Consider the following 15109-nt stretch of genomic DNA (forward strand, 5'->3'; position numbering starts at 1 on the left):
TCATGTTCGAGAAAATCCTCATCGCCAACCGCGGCGAGATCGCACTTCGCGTGCACCGCGCCTGCAAGGAGATGGGCATCTCCACCGTCGCCGTGCATTCCGAGGCCGACAGCGGCGCCATGTGGGTGCGGCTGGCCGACGAGAGCGTCTGCATCGGCCCGGCGCCGGCCGCCAAGAGCTACCTGAACATCCCCTCGATCATCGCCGCGGCGGAGATCACCGGGGCTCAGGCGATCCACCCGGGCTACGGATTCCTCTCGGAAAACGCCCGCTTCGCCGAGATCGTGAACGCCCACGGCTTCACCTTCATCGGACCCAAGCCTGAGCACATCAAGATGATGGGCGACAAGATCACCGCCAAGCAGGCGGTGAAGGACGCCGGAATCCCCGTGGTGCCCGGCTCCGAGGGCGCGCTGACCACCGAGGAGGAGGCCTTCGCGGCCGCCAAGGAAATCGGCTTCCCCGTGCTGATCAAGGCCGCCGCCGGCGGCGGCGGGCGCGGCATGAAGGTCGCCCAGACCGAGGACGACCTGGCCGAGGCGGTCTCGACGGCGCGCGCCGAGGCCAAGGCGGCGTTCGGCGACGACGCGGTTTACATGGAACGCTACCTCCAGACCCCGCGGCACATCGAGCTGCAGGTGATCGCCGACAGCTTCGGCAACGTCTGCCACCTCGGCGAGCGCGACTGCTCGCTGCAGCGCCGCCACCAGAAGGTGCTGGAGGAAGCCCCCTCGCCTGTCATCGACGCCGCCGCCCGCGCCAAGATCGGCAAGGTGGTGGTCGATGCGGTCAAGGCCATCGGCTACCTCGGCGTCGGCACCATCGAGTTCCTGTACGAGAACGGCGAGTTCTTCTTCATCGAGATGAACACCCGCCTGCAGGTGGAGCACCCGGTCACCGAGGCGATCACCGACATCGACCTGGTGCGCGAGCAGATCCGCATCGCCGCCGGCCTGCCGCTGTCGTTCCGCCAGGAGGACGTGGCGTTCGAGGGCCACGCCATCGAGTGCCGGATCAACGCCGAGAACCCTAAGACCTTCGTCCCCTCGCCCGGCCTGGTCACCGACTACCACGCCCCCGGCGGCCTCGGCGTGCGGATGGATAGCGCCCTCTACGCCGGCTATTCGATCCCGCCCTATTACGACAGCCTGATCGGCAAGCTGATCGTCCACGGCCGCGACCGCGACGAATGCATCGCCCGCCTCTGCCGCTGCCTGGGGGAGATCGTGGTGGCCGGGATCGACACCAACATCCCGCTGTTCCAGGAGCTGATGGCCCAGCCGGACATCATCGCCGGCAACTACAACATCCATTGGCTCGAGAACTGGATGAAGGCCCAGGCCGCCGCCTGATAGAAGAAGCGGGCATGGAGACCTTCACCGCCCGTGACCTCCTGGCCTGCTACGCCCGCGGCGTCTTCCCGATGGCCGACGCCCGTGACGATGCGCGGGTCTTCCTGATCGATCCGGAGCGGCGCGGGGTGATCCCGCTCGACGAGTTCCATGTCTCGCGGCGCCTGGCGCGGACGGTGCGCGGCGACCCCTTCGAGATCCGCGTCGACACCGCCTTTCGCCAGGTGGTGCAGGCCTGCGCCGAGAGCGGCCCGGGCCGCACGGAGACCTGGATCAACCACCCCATCGAGGCCCTCTACACCCGCCTGCACCACCAGGGCGTCGCCCACAGCGTCGAATGCTGGGAAGGCGGCGAACTGGTCGGGGGCCTGTACGGCGTCTCGCTGCGCGGCGCGTTCTTCGGCGAGAGCATGTTCTCGCGTCGCCGCGACGCCTCCAAGGTGGCGCTGGTGCACCTGGTCGCGCGGCTGATCCTCGGCGGCTACCGGCTGCTCGACGCCCAGTTCATGACCGACCACCTCAGCCAGTTCGGCGCGGTGGAGATCTCACGGCGCGAATATCATCGCCGCCTGGACGCGGCGCTGAAGGTCGTGGGCGTCTTTCAGGTGGGCGGGACTTCCGGCTCCGCCGGGGGTGGAGGCGCGGGCGCGGCCGGCTCAGGCGCGGGTGGGACCAGCTTCGGCGTCACCGGCGCGGTCGGGGCCGCCTTGGCTGCCGCCGGCGCGGCGGCGGGCGTCGCCTTGGGGGCCGGCGTGGCGGGCGCCGCGACCGGAATGGGCGCCGGCGCATTGAGCGGCGCAGCGGCCCTGCAGGTGATCAGCCAGGCGTCGTAGACCGGATGCTCCAACGGGTGCAGGCCGGGGGACGAGGCGTACATCCAGCCCTTGAACGCCTGCCTCGCCGGCGGGGTCGGCTTGCCCGGCGCAGGCCTCGGCTGGGAGTCGATGGTCATGTAGACGACCGAGTCCTCGACCGCCTCGTCCGACGCCGAGCGCTCGCAGGCCCGGACCGTGAACACCAGGCTCTTGTAGCGGACCGGCCGGCCGACCGGGGCCTCGAACCGCAGCGACTCGGCGGTGACCTTGTCCAGCGCCTGCAGGATGGCGACGTCGTAGCGCGCGCGCCGGACCTGTTCGGCGGGCTTCTCCTCGACCTTGGGCTTCGGCGGCGGCGCAGGCGCGACCTCCTTCTCGGAGATCGGCGGCACCACCATCGGCGCCGGCGTCGGCACGTTGACCGGCGGCGCTTCCTCGGCGGGACCGCCCGGCCCCGGCGTCGGCGCCGGTGGCGGGGTCACCAGGACGGGCGGCGCCGGCGGTGCGGGCTGGGCGGAGACCAGCCCCGCAGCCGACGCGCCGACCATCGCCGCCAGCCAGACGCTCCGGCGGATCAGTTGCGGGGTTCGCGAGGGGCGGGTCACGACGCGCGCCGCTATTCCGGCTTCCAGGCCTCGTAGTCGCCGGTGGCGCGCTGGCGCTCGCCGCCGCGGGCCAGCGACCCCTTCGGCCGGTAGGCGTGGATGGTGCCCGAGAGGTTCGGCCGGTGTTCCTTCTCCCACGACTTCACCACGAACGGCTCGACCGTCGGCGGCTCGATGAAGGTGTGGTGCAGCCAGCCGTGCCAGTCGGGCGTGACCTTGGAGGCTTCGGCATAGCCGTTGAAGACCACCCACCGGCGCTTGCGGCCGTCGTAGCTGTCGGAGGTGTCCTTGGCCTCGTAGTAGCGGTTGCCGTTCTCGTCCTGGCCGATGAACACGCCGCGGCGGGCGATGGTGAAGTGGATGCCGGCGGTGGCGCCGTTCCACCAGGTGAACATGGTCTTGAAGATGTTGGACACTGGGCTCGACTGCTCTCGGAGAGGCTTGAACGCGGCCGGACTATAGGGGGCCGCCCGGGGAGCGTCCAGCCGCGCGCCGGAGCCTTGGGTGCGGCAAGATGTTGGGGATGAACCACGCCGTGACCGCAACATCTATTGCCCGGCCGCGCCGACGCCCCCTAACCTCCCAAGACGGGAGTCGGCTCAATGGCGGCAGCAACGGCGGGTGTGGGAATCGAGGGGCGGATCCTGGAGCTGTCCGACCGCGTCCTCGAAGTCCTGGCCCCGGCGCACTGGCCCGACGCCCGGGTCGAAGCCTGGATCGACTGGGCAGGGGGAGAGCCGGACTTGCCGCAGGCCATCGCCGACTATGTCGAGACCCTCACCGCCCACGCCCAGGCCAAGGGACTGGTCAAGGACGTGCGCGGCCGCACCCGTTTCCGCGACAACCTCACGGCGGCGCTGCTGAGCGGCGCCGTCGCCATCGGGTCCGAGCCGACCGCCAACGCGCCGGCGGTGATCGACGCCGCGTCGCCCGAGCTCGCCGCGGCCTTGCGCCGGCTGGCCTCCGATTGCCGGGGAGAGCTCGCCGCCGCGGCGGCCGGCCGCGCGTTGGCCGACCGCCTGCAAGCGGTGATGGACGCCGTCCTGCGCTGCGAGGGCGACCCGGCCGCCTGCGCCGATCCGACCCGCAACGCCAGTCTCGCCCGCGCCGCCGAAGCCGCCCGCGGCGGCGGGGCCTCCGCGGCCATGATCCTCGACGCCATCGCCCTGGCCCGCGCCGGCGAAAGCCATTGGGAGGTCGAAGGCGCTGCGCCGGCGGTCGATCGTCTGCGCCTGATCGTCGCCGCCGCCCCCGACAACCTTGCCGGCCCGGCCGGCCGCCAGATCGCGCTCGCCGCCTGGACCACCGGCGCCGTGGCCGTCGCGCCCGGCATGGCGGCGGCCACCCGTCTGGCTGAGGCCCAACCCGCGCTGCGCGGCGGCGTCGACCTGATGGCCTTCTGGTCGGAGCCCGGCTTCGACATCGCCGGCTTCGAGGCGGCCGTGCAGCTCCTGGCCCGCGCCCTGGCGGCGGCCAGCGACGGCCCGGCGCTGCTGGGCCTGGCGGGCCTCGCCGACTGGCTGATCGCCCACGGGCTCGACTACGACAGCGAGGCCGGCCGCGAGACCGCGCGCGAGCTCTACCTTGCCGCCGGGGCGGCGATCGAAGCGTCCGGCGCCAGGCTCCAGGGCGGCCTCGCCGTCTTCGTCGACCCCGAGCTGTCGCTGCGGCTCGGCGGCGGCGACCTCTCCGCGGCGCCGTCCAGCGGCCCGGTGACCCTGGCCGAAACCCTGGACGGGGAGCCGGTCCGGGTGCTGTCGGAGGCCGCCCTGCGCGGCTTCGCCGTCCTAGGCGTCGATCCCGGCGAGATGCGCGGCCACCTGCTGGGCCGTGGCGACCTGGCCGAGGCGCCGGCGATCGACGCGCGCGCCCTCGCCGCCCGCGGTTTCACCGACCACGAGATCGCCGCGGCGGAAGCCGCCCTGCCCCTGGCGCGCCGCCTCGCCGACGCCTTCGCGCCGCAGGTGATCGGCGAAGGCTTCGTGCGCGACGTCCTGGGGGCCACCGCCGACCAACTGGCCGACCCGCGCCTCGACGTCCTGGCGCTGGCCGGCTTCACGCCCGACGAGATCGCGGCGGCGGAGGCCTACGCGCTGGGCGCCCCCGACCTCGCCGACGCCGAGGCCCTGACGCTCGAGCAGCGGCGCATCTTCCGTACGGCCGCGGATCTGGGGGACGCGCCCCGGCACGCCATGCTGGGGGCGCTGGAGCCCGCGCTCGCCACACCGCCGTTGGCCGAGGTGGTGCTGCCCTGGGACGCCGAACCCGAGGCCGCCGTCGGCCGGCTCGCCGGACCTCTGGCGGTGCGCCTGCGCCGCGCCGCGCCACCGGCCGACCTGACGCTGGACCTGCCCGCCATGACCGCCGAGGCCGCGCCGCGGCCCGCCCGCGAGGCGCCGCCCGAAGAACGCGTCGTGGAGCGGATCGTCGAGCGCGACCGCACCCGCCGCAAGCTCCCCGACCGCCGCAAGGGCTATATCCAGAAGGCGGCCGTCGGCGGCCACAAGGTCTACCTGCACACCGGCGAGTACGACGACGGCGAGCTCGGCGAGATCTTCATCGACATGCACAAGGAAGGCGCCGCCTTCCGCTCGCTGATGAACAACTTCGCCATCGCGATCTCGATCGGACTGCAATACGGCGTGCCGCTGGACGAGTTCGTCGACGCCTTCGTCTTCACCCGCTTCGAGCCGGCCGGACCGGTGACCGGCAACGACACCGTCAAGTCGGCGACCTCGATCCTCGACTACATCTTCCGCGAGCTGGGCGTCTCCTACCTGGGCCGCAACGACCTGGCGAGCGACGACCCCGGCGAGCTGAACGCCGACGGCCTGGGTCACGGCAAGGCCGACGCCCTCGCCAGCGACGAGCCGCAGCCGGCCAGCCGGTTCATCTCCCGCGGCTTCTCGCGCGGCGCGGCGCCGGACAACCTGGTCTTCCTGCCGACGGCCAACCGCCTGAGCGGGCCGGCCAGCTTCGAGGCCGCCGAGGTCTGCGCGGCGTGCGGCGACATCGCCGTGGTGCGCAAGGGCCAGGCGATGATCTGCGAAACCTGCGGCGCCCGAGCCGGCCGCGCCGGCGAGGACCAGGCCAGCTAAGCCCTTAGAATTACCGCGAATTAAGTAGCGCTTGAGATGGGGCGAGCGCAGATGGATCACGTCGTCCTTAAAGGATTTCGTGCCCCGGATGAAAGTCGTGAGCCGCCTGCTTCTCGCCGCCGCCGCCGCCCTGGCGCTCGTCCCGGGCGTCGCCGGCGCCGCGGCCGCCGTCCAGGGCGACAAGGAAGTCGCCCGGGTGACGTCGTTCGGCGGCGCCTGCCCCAATTGCGAGCTGTCCGGGCGCAAGCTGGCCGGGGCGCACTTCCTGGGCGCCAACTTCTCCGGCGCCGCCCTGGTCGGCTCCGACCTGCGCCAGGCGCACTTCCTTGGCTCGACCTTCGCCGGGGCGGACCTGTCGCGCGCCGACCTGAGTGATTCCGAGATCGTCGGCGCCAATTTCGCGGGCGCCAACCTGTCGAACGCCCGGCTGCGGTCCACCGAGGCCCGGGGCGTGACCTTCGCCGGCGCCAACCTGACGAACGCCGACCTCAGCAGCATGGAGGCGACCGGCGCCAACTTCGCCAAGTCGAGCCTGCGAGGGGCCAGCCTGCGCTCCGCCGAGCTGCACGGCGCGGTCATCAGCCGGGCAGACGCCCGCGGCGCCGACTTCCGCGACGCCGAGCTGATCGGGGCCAACATGGTCGGCGGCCAGTTCGACAAGGCGTCCTTCCGCTCGGCGGAACTGACCGGCGCCGCGCTGGTGGGGAGCAGCTTCGCCGACGCGGATTTCAAGGACGCCAGCCTGGCCCGCGCCAATATCGCCGGCGTCGACCTGTCCCGCGCCCGCGGGCTGGCCCAGGAGCAGGTGGACGAGGCCTGCGGCGACTCGCGTACGCGGCTGCCCGGGCGGCTGATCGCCAAGCCCTGTGCGGGCGGGTTCCGGTTCATCATGCATCCGATGACGCCGCCCGCTCCGCCTGCTCCTCCTGCGCCGCCGGCCCCGCCTGCGCCCGTCGCGCAGCGCTGGTGATCGCCGCCCGCCCTCTCAGGCCAGCCGTCAGGCCTTGAGCGGCGGCGCCAGCCGGATGTGCAGCTCCTTGAGCTGCTTGTCCGACACCTCGGACGGCGCGTTCATCATCAGGTCCTGACCCTGCTGGTTCAGCGGGAAGGCGATGACCTCGCGGATGGCGGTCTCGTTGGCCAGCAGCATGACGATGCGGTCGATGCCGGGCGCCAGGCCGCCGTGCGGCGGCGCGCCGTGCCGGAAGGCGTTCAGCATGCCCCCGAACTGCTCCTCGACCACCTCCGGCCCGTAGCCGGCGATCTCGAAGGCCTTCAGCATCAGCTCCGGACGGTGGTTCCGGATCGCGCCCGAGCACAGCTCGTAGCCGTTGCAGACGATGTCGTACTGGTAGGCCAGGACATCGAGCGGGTCCTTGGTCTCCAGGGCCTCCAGCTCGCCCTGCGGCATCGAGAACGGGTTGTGCGAGAAGTCGACGCGCTTCTCGTCCTCGTTCCACTCGAACATCGGGAAGTCGACGATCCAGACGAACTCGAAGCGGTTCTCGTCGACCAGGTTCAGCTCCGTGCCGACCTTGGTGCGGGCCGAGCCCGCGAACTTGTGGAACACCTTCGGATCGCCGGCCACGAAGAAGGCGGCGTCGCCGACCTTCAGGCCGAGCTGCTGGCGCAGCGCATCGGTCTTCTCAGGCCCGATGTTCTTGGCGATGGGACCGGCGCCGCCCTCCTCGCCTTCCCGCCAGAAGATGTAGCCGAGGCCCGGCTGCCCCTCGCCCTGGGCCCAGCTGTTCATGCGATCGGCGAAGGCGCGGCTGCCGCCGCCGGGCGCGGGGATCGCCCACACGGCGTTCTTGGTGTCTTCGAGGATGCGGGCGAACAGGCCGAAGCCCGCGCCGCGGAAATGCTCCGAGACGTCCTGCATCTCGATCGGGTTGCGCAGGTCCGGCTTGTCGGTGCCGTACTTGGCGATCGCCTCGCGGAAGGGGACGCGCGGGAACGGGTACGGCGTCACCGGCTTGCCCTGGCTGAACTCCTCGAAGACGCCGTGCATGACCGGCTCGATGGCCGCGAACACGTCTTCCTGGGTGACGAAGCTCATCTCGACGTCGAGCTGGTAGAACTCCAGGCTGCGGTCGGCGCGCAGGTCCTCGTCGCGGAAGCAGGGCGCGATCTGGAAATAGCGGTCGAAGCCGGAGACCATCAGCAGCTGCTTGAACTGCTGCGGCGCCTGGGGCAGCGCGTAGAACTTGGAAGGATGCAGCCGCGAGGGCACCAGGAAGTCGCGCGCGCCCTCCGGCGACGAGGCGGTGAGGATCGGCGTCTGGAACTCCAGGAAGCCCTGGCCGATCATCCGGTTGCGGATCGACTGGATGACCTTGGAGCGCAGCACGATGTTGCGGTGCAGGGTCTCGCGGCGCAGGTCCAGGTGGCGGTTCTTCAGCCGGATCTCTTCCGGATAGTCCGGCTCGCCGAACACCGGCAGCGGCAGCTCGGCGGCCTCCGACAGCACGCCGATCTCGCGCACGCGGATCTCCACCTCACCGGTCGGCAGGTTCGGGTTCACCGTGTCGGCCGAGCGGGCCACCACCTCGCCGTCGACGCGGATCACGCTCTCGGCGCGCAGGCGCTCGATGACCGCGAAGCCGGGCGTCTCCGGGCTGATCACCAGCTGGGTCAGGCCGTAGTGGTCGCGCAGGTCCACGAAGACCAGGCCGCCGTGGTCGCGCTTGCGATGGATCCAGCCGGAAAGGCGGACGGTCTTGCCCGTGTCGGCGGCGCGGAGCTCGCCGCAGGTGTGGGTGCGGTAGGCGTGCATTTGTCAGGGAAATCAGCTGATTTAAGAGGCGCGGAAGGGCGCATGTGGGGGTGCGAAAGTCAAGCATCCCTCCCGCCGCCGGCGGGCTCACCTCTCCGGATGCGTCAGGGCCTGGTAGGTCAGGGCCCTCGCCTGCCCGCCCAGATCGTCGCCGCCGGTGCCGCCCATCCGCTGGATCATGCCGACGAAGAACAGGTCGTTGGTGGGGTCGATCCAGAACCAGGTGCCGGCCGCCCCGCCCCAGCTCATGGTGTTCTTGCCCTCCAGCGAACCGGCGCGGCGCGGGTCGTTGACCACCATGAAGTCGAGGCCGAAGCCGACCGCCTCGTTGAACCGCGCCGTGTTGGTGCCGTTCGAGGACACCAGCACATCGTGCGGAATGACGTTGGTGTCCATCAGCTGGATGGAGGCGGGCGACAGGATCCGCACCCCGTCCAGCTCGCCGCCGTTGAGGATCATCTGGCAGAAGCGGGCGTAGTCGGAGGTGGTCGAGACCAGGCCGCCGCCGCCGGACTCCATGGCCGGCGGGCGCGTGTAGTCGGGCATCGGGCTGCCGAACAGCTCCTTGGCCTCATGGATCTTGCCGGTCTTCTTGTCGCCCAGGTAGACCGCGGCGAGACGATCGCCGGTCCCCGGCCGGGTGTAGAAGCCGGTGTCGTTCATCTTCAGCGGCCCGAAGACCTGCGCTTGCATGAACTGGCCCAGCGTCTGGCCGGTCAGCTTCTCGATGATGTAGCCCTGGATGTCGACCGACGAGGAATAGGACCAGTTGGTCCCCGGCTGGAACATCAGCGGGATCTCCGCGGTGCGGTCGATCATCTGCTTGAGGCCGGTCGACCCCAGCACCTGCTTTTCGCGGTAGAGCTTGTCCACGGGATGCTCGTCACCCAGGCCGTAGCCGAAGCCGGCGGTGTGGCTCATGATCTCGCGCATGGTCGGCGGACGCTTCATGTCCTCGACCGCGGTGATCTTGCCGTCCTTGTCGGCGCTGACCATCACCTTGAGGTTCTTGAACTCCGGCACATAGCGGGTGACCGGATCGTCGAGCCGCCACTTGCCTTGCTCGAAGAGGATCATCATCGCCACGCCGGTCAGCGGCTTGGACATCGAATAGATGCGGAAGATGGCGTCCTTGCTCATCGGCGCGCCGGTCGCCAGGCTGGAGGCCCCGTAGGTCCTGAACTCCACCACCTTGCCGTGGCGCGCCAGCAGCGTGGTCATGCCGGCCACCCGGCCGTCGGCGACGACCTTGGCCATCGCCGCGTCCAGCACCTTCAGCCGGGCGGAGTCGAAGCCCACCGATTCCGGGCTGGCGGCGGGCGCCAGTGCGGCGTGATGAGCAGGCCGAGGCGCGGGCTTCGCCTGCGCCAACGGCGCGGCGGCCAGGGCGACGGCGGTCAGAGTTGCGGCCCAATAGGCGCGACGAATCATTTTCGAATATCCCCCATGTTTTATGCCGCCAAGCTTGGGGGCTCCGGCTCTCCGGCGCAAGGAAAGGCGGGCTCAGCCGCGCAACGCGCGGGCCCAAACGGCCCGCGGCTGCAACGGCAGGAGCGGCGCTAGAAGCGCTCGCCGACCATCTCCTCGCTCTTGGCCCAGAGCGCCTTGGCGCGCTCGGTATCCAGCGCATAGCTGCGGACGCCGCCGCGGATGTCGCCGCTCTCCTGGAGCTCGGCCACGTGGCAGTCCTCACAATAGAGGCCGCCCACCAGCTCGGCGGGCGCAACGACGCCGGCCCAGACGGAGGTGGCCGCGCCCTGTGGGATGGTCTTCCATTCGAAGGCCGGCGCGCCCGCAGGGGTGGCGGTGCTGATCGAGTCGAGCAGCGCCTGGACAGCTTCCGGCGTCATGTGGCGCGCGAGTTCCGTCTGGATGCCGCCCGGGTGGACCGCGGCGGCGCGCACGCCGTTCGCCTTGTGACGGCGGTCGAACTCGACGGCGAAGAGAATGTTGGCGGTCTTCGAGCGGCCGTAGGCGACGAACGGCGCATATTCCGTGCGTTCGAAGTTCGGATCGTCGAGGTCTATGTCCGAGAACCGATGGCCGGCGGAGGCCAGGTTCACCAGCCGCGAGCCCGGCTTCATCAGCGACGCGATCCGGTTCACCAGCACGAAGTGGCCCAGGTGGTTGGTGCCGAACTGGGTCTCGAAGCCGTCGGCGGTCTTGCCGAACGGCGTGGCCATGACGCCGGCGTTGGCGATCACCAGATCCAGGGGCTGGCCGGCCGCCACCAGGGCGTCGGCGCAGGCGCGGACGCTGGCGAGCGAGGCGAGATCGAGCTGCACCAGCTCCAGACCGCCGCCGTTCGCCGCACCGGCGCGCACCGGCGCGGTGGCCGCCCGGGCCTTGTCCAGATCGCGCGCGGCGCCCACCACCCAGGCGCCATGGGCGGCGAGCGTCCGGGCGGTCTCCACCCCCAGGCCCGCCGAGACGCCGGTCACCAGGATCCGCTTGCCGCTCAGGTCCACGCCCTGCAGCACCTCGTCAGTCGTCGATTCAGCTCCGAACGTCTTGGTCATGGTCTTTCTCCGCTCCGTCATGGGTAGCTTCTGCTGGTTCCCATCTGGTGGAGCGGGCCGCCCGGCGCGCGTCCGATCGCCTCGAAATCTTGCCTGATCCTCTCAACCGGGCGGCGACAGCGGGCCGGCGGCCTTGCACTACGCCTGCAACGATCCGATCATGGAGGGATGCAGGCCCACCTCGACGAACTGCTGGCCCTGGCCATCCGACACGCGCGCGACGAGCGCATCACGGCGATCCCGCGCGTGTCGATCAATCTGGGACATGGGCCCACCCAGCCTCTCCCCGGGGTGGTCCGGCCAATGCTCTGCCTGGTGCTGCAAGGCGCCAAGGAAGTCACCGTCGGCGACCGGCTGCTGCGCTACGATCCCGCCTGCTACTTCATCGCCTCGGTGGAGCTGGCGGCGTCCGGCCGCGTCACCGAGGCCAGCCGCGAGCGGCCCTACGTCTCGCTGAGTCTGGCGCTGGATCCGGAAGCGCTGGCGGCGCTCATTCCCAACGTCGACGACCCGGCCCGCTCCGAGACCGGCGTCCAAGGCTTCGGTGTGAGCCCGGTGACCGCCGACCTGGTGGACGCCTGGCTGCGCTTGCTCAGCCTGCTCGAAACGCCGCGGGATATCCGCGTGCTGGCGCCGATGCTGGAGCGCGAGATCCTCTATCGCCTGTTGCAGGGACCGCAGGCCGAAGTGCTGCGCCAGGTCGCCCGTGCCGACAGCCGCCTGTCACGGGTCCGCCGGGCGATCGCCTGGATCCGGGGCCACTACGACCAGCAACTGCGCATCGCCGCCCTCGCCGAGCTGGCGGGCATGAGCCCCGCCTCGCTGCACCGGCACTTCAAGGCGGTGACGGCGATGAGCCCGCTGCAATTCCAGAAGAGCTTGCGGCTGCAGCATGCGCGCCGGCTGCTGATGGCCGACCAGGACGCGGCGCGCGCCGGCTACGCGGTGGGCTACGAGAGCGCCTCGCAGTTCAGCCGCGAATACGCCCGGCTGTTCGGCGCTCCGCCGGTCCGCGACGCGATGCGCCTGCGGGGCGACGCGGCGGCCCTGGCTGAAGTCGTAGACGGCGCCTGACGCCGCCGGCGCCGCGGCTAGCTCCGCGGCTCGGTCGCCCGCTCCACCAGCTGCGCCAGTTTGTGCGGCGCGAGGGCGCAGTAGCTGGCGGTGAGGAGGTGGCCGACCTCGTCCCAGTCGGTGTCGCCGTCGATCACCAGGCCGACGATGTCGGGCCACCACACCGGCCGGAAGAACGGCGCCTCGGCGTAGTCCCGCGGATCGAGCTCGGCGATCCTCGAGCGGAAGGTCAGCACGCAGCCGTCGCACCCTGCGGCGCGCGCATAGGCCGGCGGCCAGCCCGCGGCGATCATCAGCACGTGGGCGAAGGTCTTCGCGCGCACCCGCCACCGCACGCCCACCCAGGCCGCCTCCTGACGGGTCTCGGGCAGCGCCAGGCACACCGAGGCAAGCCGGGCGACGATCGCGGGCGGGACTTCTGGGTGTTGGCTCATCCTGCACAAGCTTGCCCGCGCCGCTCGGCTGAGGCGGCTGACGCGAGACGCAGCTTAGCAGGCGGCTGGCCGCTCCGCCCCTACCCCTTCGGCCGGAACCGCTTCGTCGTCGGGAAGCCCTTGGGGAACAGCTTTCCCGCCCCGGCCCGCTTGCCGAGCCAGTCGCGCCACTCGGGCCACCGGCGGTTGCGGCCGCCGGCGTCGATCCAGCTCGCGCCCTCGTCGCCGTTGAAGACCATGGCGTCCTTCAGGCCGCCCTCGCGATAGGACTGCAGCTTGACGCCCTTGCCGCGGGGCATCTCGGGCAACTCGTCGACCGGGAAGACCAGGATCTTGCCGTTGTCGCCGATCACCGCCAGGTGGTCGGCGGCGGTGAGCGGCAAGGCGGCGGCGGCGCCCTTGGCCCCGACGTTGAGCACCTGCTTGCCGGCGCGGCGGAAGGCGATCGCCTCGTCCTCCGGCAGGATGAAGCCGTAGCCCTCCCCGGAGGCCAGCACGCGCTTGCCGCCGGGCTTGTGGACGAAGACGTCGACGATGCCGACCTTGTCGTCGAGGTCGATCATCAGGCGCAGCGGCTCGCCGTGCCCGCGAGCGCCCGGGAGCTTGTCGCACGCCAGCGTGAAGAACCGGCCGTCGGAGGCGAACACCAAGAGCTTGTCGGTGGTCTCCGCCGGAACCAGGAACTGCAGCTTGTCGCCCTCCTTGAACTTCAGCTCGGAGGGGTCCTCGACGCGGCCCTTGGCGGCGCGGATCCAGCCGCGCTCGGAGAGGATGACGGTGATCGGCTCGCGCACGATCATCGCCTCCAGGGCGGCCTCGGTGTCGACCTGCGGGGCGTCGGCGAAGATCGAGCGGCGCTTGCCGAGCGTGGTGTCGGGGCCGAGCTCGCCGCGGACGTGGCGCAGGCCCGCGGCCACCAGCGTCCACTGCGCGGCGTCGGAGCCCAGCATCTTGAGGATGCCGTCGCGTTCCTCGGAAAGCTCGGCGTGCTCGCGCCGCAGCTCCATCTCCTCCAGCCGGGCCAACTGGCGCAGGCGGGTGTTGAGGATGGCGTCGGCCTGCAGCTCCGAGAGTTCGAAGGTCTCGATCAGCCTGGCCTTCGGCTCCTCCTCGTAGCGGACGATGCGGATCACCTCGTCGAGGTTGAGGTAGGCGATCAGCAGCCCGTCGAGGATGTGCAGCCGGGCCTCGATCTTCTCCAGCCGGTGGCGGGCGCGGCGGACCAGCACCTCGCGGCGGTGGGCCAGGAAGGCCTTCAGCGCCTGCTTCAGGCCCATCACGCCGGGCGTGCCGCGGGCGTCGAGGACGTTTAGGTTGACCGAGAAGCGGGTCTCCAGGTCGGAGAGCTTGAACAGGCTCTCCATCAGCACTTCGGGCTCGACGTTGCGGCTCTTGGGCTCCAGCACCAGGCGCACGTCCTCGGCGGACTCGTCGCGCACGTCGCCCAGCAGCGGGGCCTTCTTGGTCTCGATCAGCAGGGCGAGCTGTTCGACCAGATCGGCCTTCTTCACCTGGTAGGGCACCTGGGTGACGACGATCTGGTAGGTGCCGCGGCCGGTCTCCTCCTTCTCCCAGAACGCCCGCAGGCGCACGCCGCCGCGGCCGGTCTCGTAGGTCTCCAGCAAGCTGGCCCGGGGCTCGACGATGACCCCGCCGGTGGGGAAGTCCGGCCCCTGGACGTGGGCCATCAGTTGCTCGGTGGTGGCGTCGGGGTTGTCGACCAGCACCAGGCAGGCGTCGACCAGCTCGGCGACGTTGTGCGGCGGGATGGAGGTCGCCATGCCGACCGCGATGCCGGTCGTGCCGTTGGCCAGCAGGTTCGGGAAGCCGGTGGGCAGCACCACCGGCTCGTCGTCCTGGCCGTCGTAGGTTGGCTTGAAGTCGACGGCGTCCTCGTCGATGCCGTCCAGCAGCAGCATGGCCGCGGCGGTGAGACGCGCCTCGGTGTAGCGCATGGCCGCCGGGTTATCGCCGTCGATGTTGCCGAAGTTGCCCTGGCCGTCGACCAGCGGATAGCGCTGGGCGAAGTCCTGGGCCATGCGGACCAGGGTGTCGTAGATCGATTGGTCGCCGTGCGGGTGATAGCCGCCCATCACCTCGCCGACCACCTTGGCGCACTTGCGCGCCGCCGTGTCCGGGTTCAGCCGCATCTCGCGCATGGCGTAGAGCACGCGGCGCTGCACGGGCTTCAGGCCGTCGCGGACGTCCGGCAGCGCGCGGTCGGTGATGACGCTGAGCGCATAGGCCAGGTAGCGCCGCGACAGCGCCTCCGACAGCGGCTCGTCGATGATGCGGTCGCCGGGCGGCGGCGGGGCGGTAATGGCGGTCATGGGAGAATCGAATTCATGGCACAGCGAGTTTAGCGGGTGTCAGGGCGGGAAGTAGCTGCGGCCGAAAGGCCGAGGCGTGAAATCGTCGCCCTTCTCCCCTTGTGGG

At 70.9% G+C, this 15109-nt stretch carries 11 protein-coding genes and 1 pseudogene; 5 read left to right on the plus strand and 7 right to left on the minus strand.

The window, feature by feature from the left end:
• Positions 1–2: 2 nt before the first annotated feature.
• Together accC and aat are read left to right on the plus strand one after the other, a co-directional pair.
• Positions 3–1352 (plus strand): acetyl-CoA carboxylase biotin carboxylase subunit, encoded by a 1350-nt coding sequence (accC, locus tag DJ021_RS17525; protein ID WP_111458763.1) that lies wholly within the window; start codon positions 3–5, stop codon positions 1350–1352.
• 14 nt (positions 1353–1366) lie between these two features.
• A pseudogene (gene aat / locus DJ021_RS17530) lies at positions 1367–1984 on the plus strand (leucyl/phenylalanyl-tRNA--protein transferase); the annotation flags it as partial.
• On the opposite strand, the gene DJ021_RS19225 reads toward aat, so the two are convergent.
• Positions 1954–2715 carry a DUF2155 domain-containing protein gene (locus DJ021_RS19225; RefSeq protein ID WP_424444211.1) on the minus strand — a complete coding sequence of 254 codons (762 nt, stop codon included), beginning with the start codon at positions 2713–2715 and terminating at the stop codon, positions 1954–1956. The pseudogene aat and the gene DJ021_RS19225 overlap by 31 nt on opposite strands.
• Before the next feature lie 68 nt (positions 2716–2783).
• Complete coding sequence (locus DJ021_RS17540) at positions 2784–3179, minus strand: NADH:ubiquinone oxidoreductase subunit NDUFA12 (protein WP_243626162.1); 396 nt, start codon at positions 3177–3179, stop codon at positions 2784–2786.
• A 195-nt stretch (positions 3180–3374) separates the two neighbouring features.
• Between DJ021_RS17540 and DJ021_RS17545 the strand changes: the two genes are divergently transcribed.
• Positions 3375–5870: a TSCPD domain-containing protein gene (locus DJ021_RS17545; RefSeq protein WP_133255054.1), complete on the plus strand. Its 2496-nt coding sequence runs from the start codon at positions 3375–3377 to the stop codon at positions 5868–5870.
• 97 nt (positions 5871–5967) lie between these two features.
• Complete coding sequence (locus tag DJ021_RS17550; protein ID WP_243626073.1) at positions 5968–6840, plus strand: pentapeptide repeat-containing protein; 873 nt, start codon at positions 5968–5970, stop codon at positions 6838–6840.
• A gap of 27 nt (positions 6841–6867) precedes the next feature.
• Here the strand turns inward: DJ021_RS17550 and aspS are convergent, their stop codons facing one another.
• The 3 genes from aspS to DJ021_RS17565 all read right to left on the minus strand — a co-directional run bounded on the left by aspS (position 6868) and on the right by DJ021_RS17565 (position 11165).
• The gene (gene aspS / locus DJ021_RS17555) at positions 6868–8646 is read right to left on the minus strand and encodes an aspartate--tRNA ligase (protein ID WP_111458767.1); all 1779 of its coding nucleotides are present in this window, start codon (positions 8644–8646) and stop codon (positions 6868–6870) included.
• Between the two features lie 87 nt (positions 8647–8733).
• Positions 8734–10077, minus strand: a complete 1344-nt coding sequence (locus DJ021_RS17560; protein ID WP_111458768.1) for a serine hydrolase domain-containing protein — start codon at positions 10075–10077, stop codon at positions 8734–8736.
• 128 nt (positions 10078–10205) lie between these two features.
• A complete protein-coding gene (locus DJ021_RS17565) occupies positions 10206–11165 on the minus strand; it encodes an SDR family NAD(P)-dependent oxidoreductase (RefSeq protein ID WP_111458769.1) in 960 nt (319 codons plus the stop codon).
• Positions 11166–11333: 168 nt separating this feature from the next.
• Here DJ021_RS17565 and DJ021_RS17570 point away from each other — a divergent pair, with 168 nt between their 5' ends.
• Positions 11334–12239, plus strand: a complete 906-nt coding sequence (locus tag DJ021_RS17570) for an AraC family transcriptional regulator (protein WP_111458770.1) — start codon at positions 11334–11336, stop codon at positions 12237–12239.
• A gap of 17 nt (positions 12240–12256) precedes the next feature.
• On the opposite strand, the gene DJ021_RS17575 is transcribed toward DJ021_RS17570, so the two are convergent.
• A complete protein-coding gene (locus tag DJ021_RS17575) occupies positions 12257–12673 on the minus strand; it encodes an MmcQ/YjbR family DNA-binding protein (protein ID WP_111458771.1) in 417 nt (138 codons plus the stop codon).
• A gap of 80 nt (positions 12674–12753) precedes the next feature.
• The gene (parC, locus tag DJ021_RS17580; RefSeq protein WP_111458772.1) at positions 12754–15003 is read right to left on the minus strand and encodes a DNA topoisomerase IV subunit A; all 2250 of its coding nucleotides are present in this window, start codon (positions 15001–15003) and stop codon (positions 12754–12756) included.
• Between the last annotated feature and the right edge of the window lie 106 nt (positions 15004–15109).

The sequence above is a fragment of the Phenylobacterium hankyongense genome, from assembly GCF_003254505.1.
GTDB lineage: Bacteria > Pseudomonadota > Alphaproteobacteria > Caulobacterales > Caulobacteraceae > Phenylobacterium > Phenylobacterium hankyongense.

Excerpts from the sequence above, each read along its gene's own strand:
- DJ021_RS19225 (WP_424444211.1), bottom strand. The coding sequence starts at position 2,715 with ATGGTCGGCGCGTCGGCTGCGGGGCTGGTCTCCGCCCAGCCCGCACCG.
- DJ021_RS17545 (WP_133255054.1), top strand. The coding sequence starts at position 3,375 with ATGGCGGCAGCAACGGCGGGTGTGGGAATCGAGGGGCGGATCCTGGAG.
- DJ021_RS17565 (WP_111458769.1), bottom strand. The coding sequence starts at position 11,165 with ATGACCAAGACGTTCGGAGCTGAATCGACGACTGACGAGGTGCTGCAG.
- aspS (WP_111458767.1), bottom strand. The coding sequence starts at position 8,646 with ATGCACGCCTACCGCACCCACACCTGCGGCGAGCTCCGCGCCGCCGAC.
- DJ021_RS17560 (WP_111458768.1), bottom strand. The coding sequence starts at position 10,077 with ATGATTCGTCGCGCCTATTGGGCCGCAACTCTGACCGCCGTCGCCCTG.
- DJ021_RS17575 (WP_111458771.1), bottom strand. The coding sequence starts at position 12,673 with ATGAGCCAACACCCAGAAGTCCCGCCCGCGATCGTCGCCCGGCTTGCC.
- accC (WP_111458763.1), top strand. The coding sequence starts at position 3 with ATGTTCGAGAAAATCCTCATCGCCAACCGCGGCGAGATCGCACTTCGC.
- parC (WP_111458772.1), bottom strand. The coding sequence starts at position 15,003 with ATGACCGCCATTACCGCCCCGCCGCCGCCCGGCGACCGCATCATCGAC.
- DJ021_RS17570 (WP_111458770.1), top strand. The coding sequence starts at position 11,334 with ATGCAGGCCCACCTCGACGAACTGCTGGCCCTGGCCATCCGACACGCG.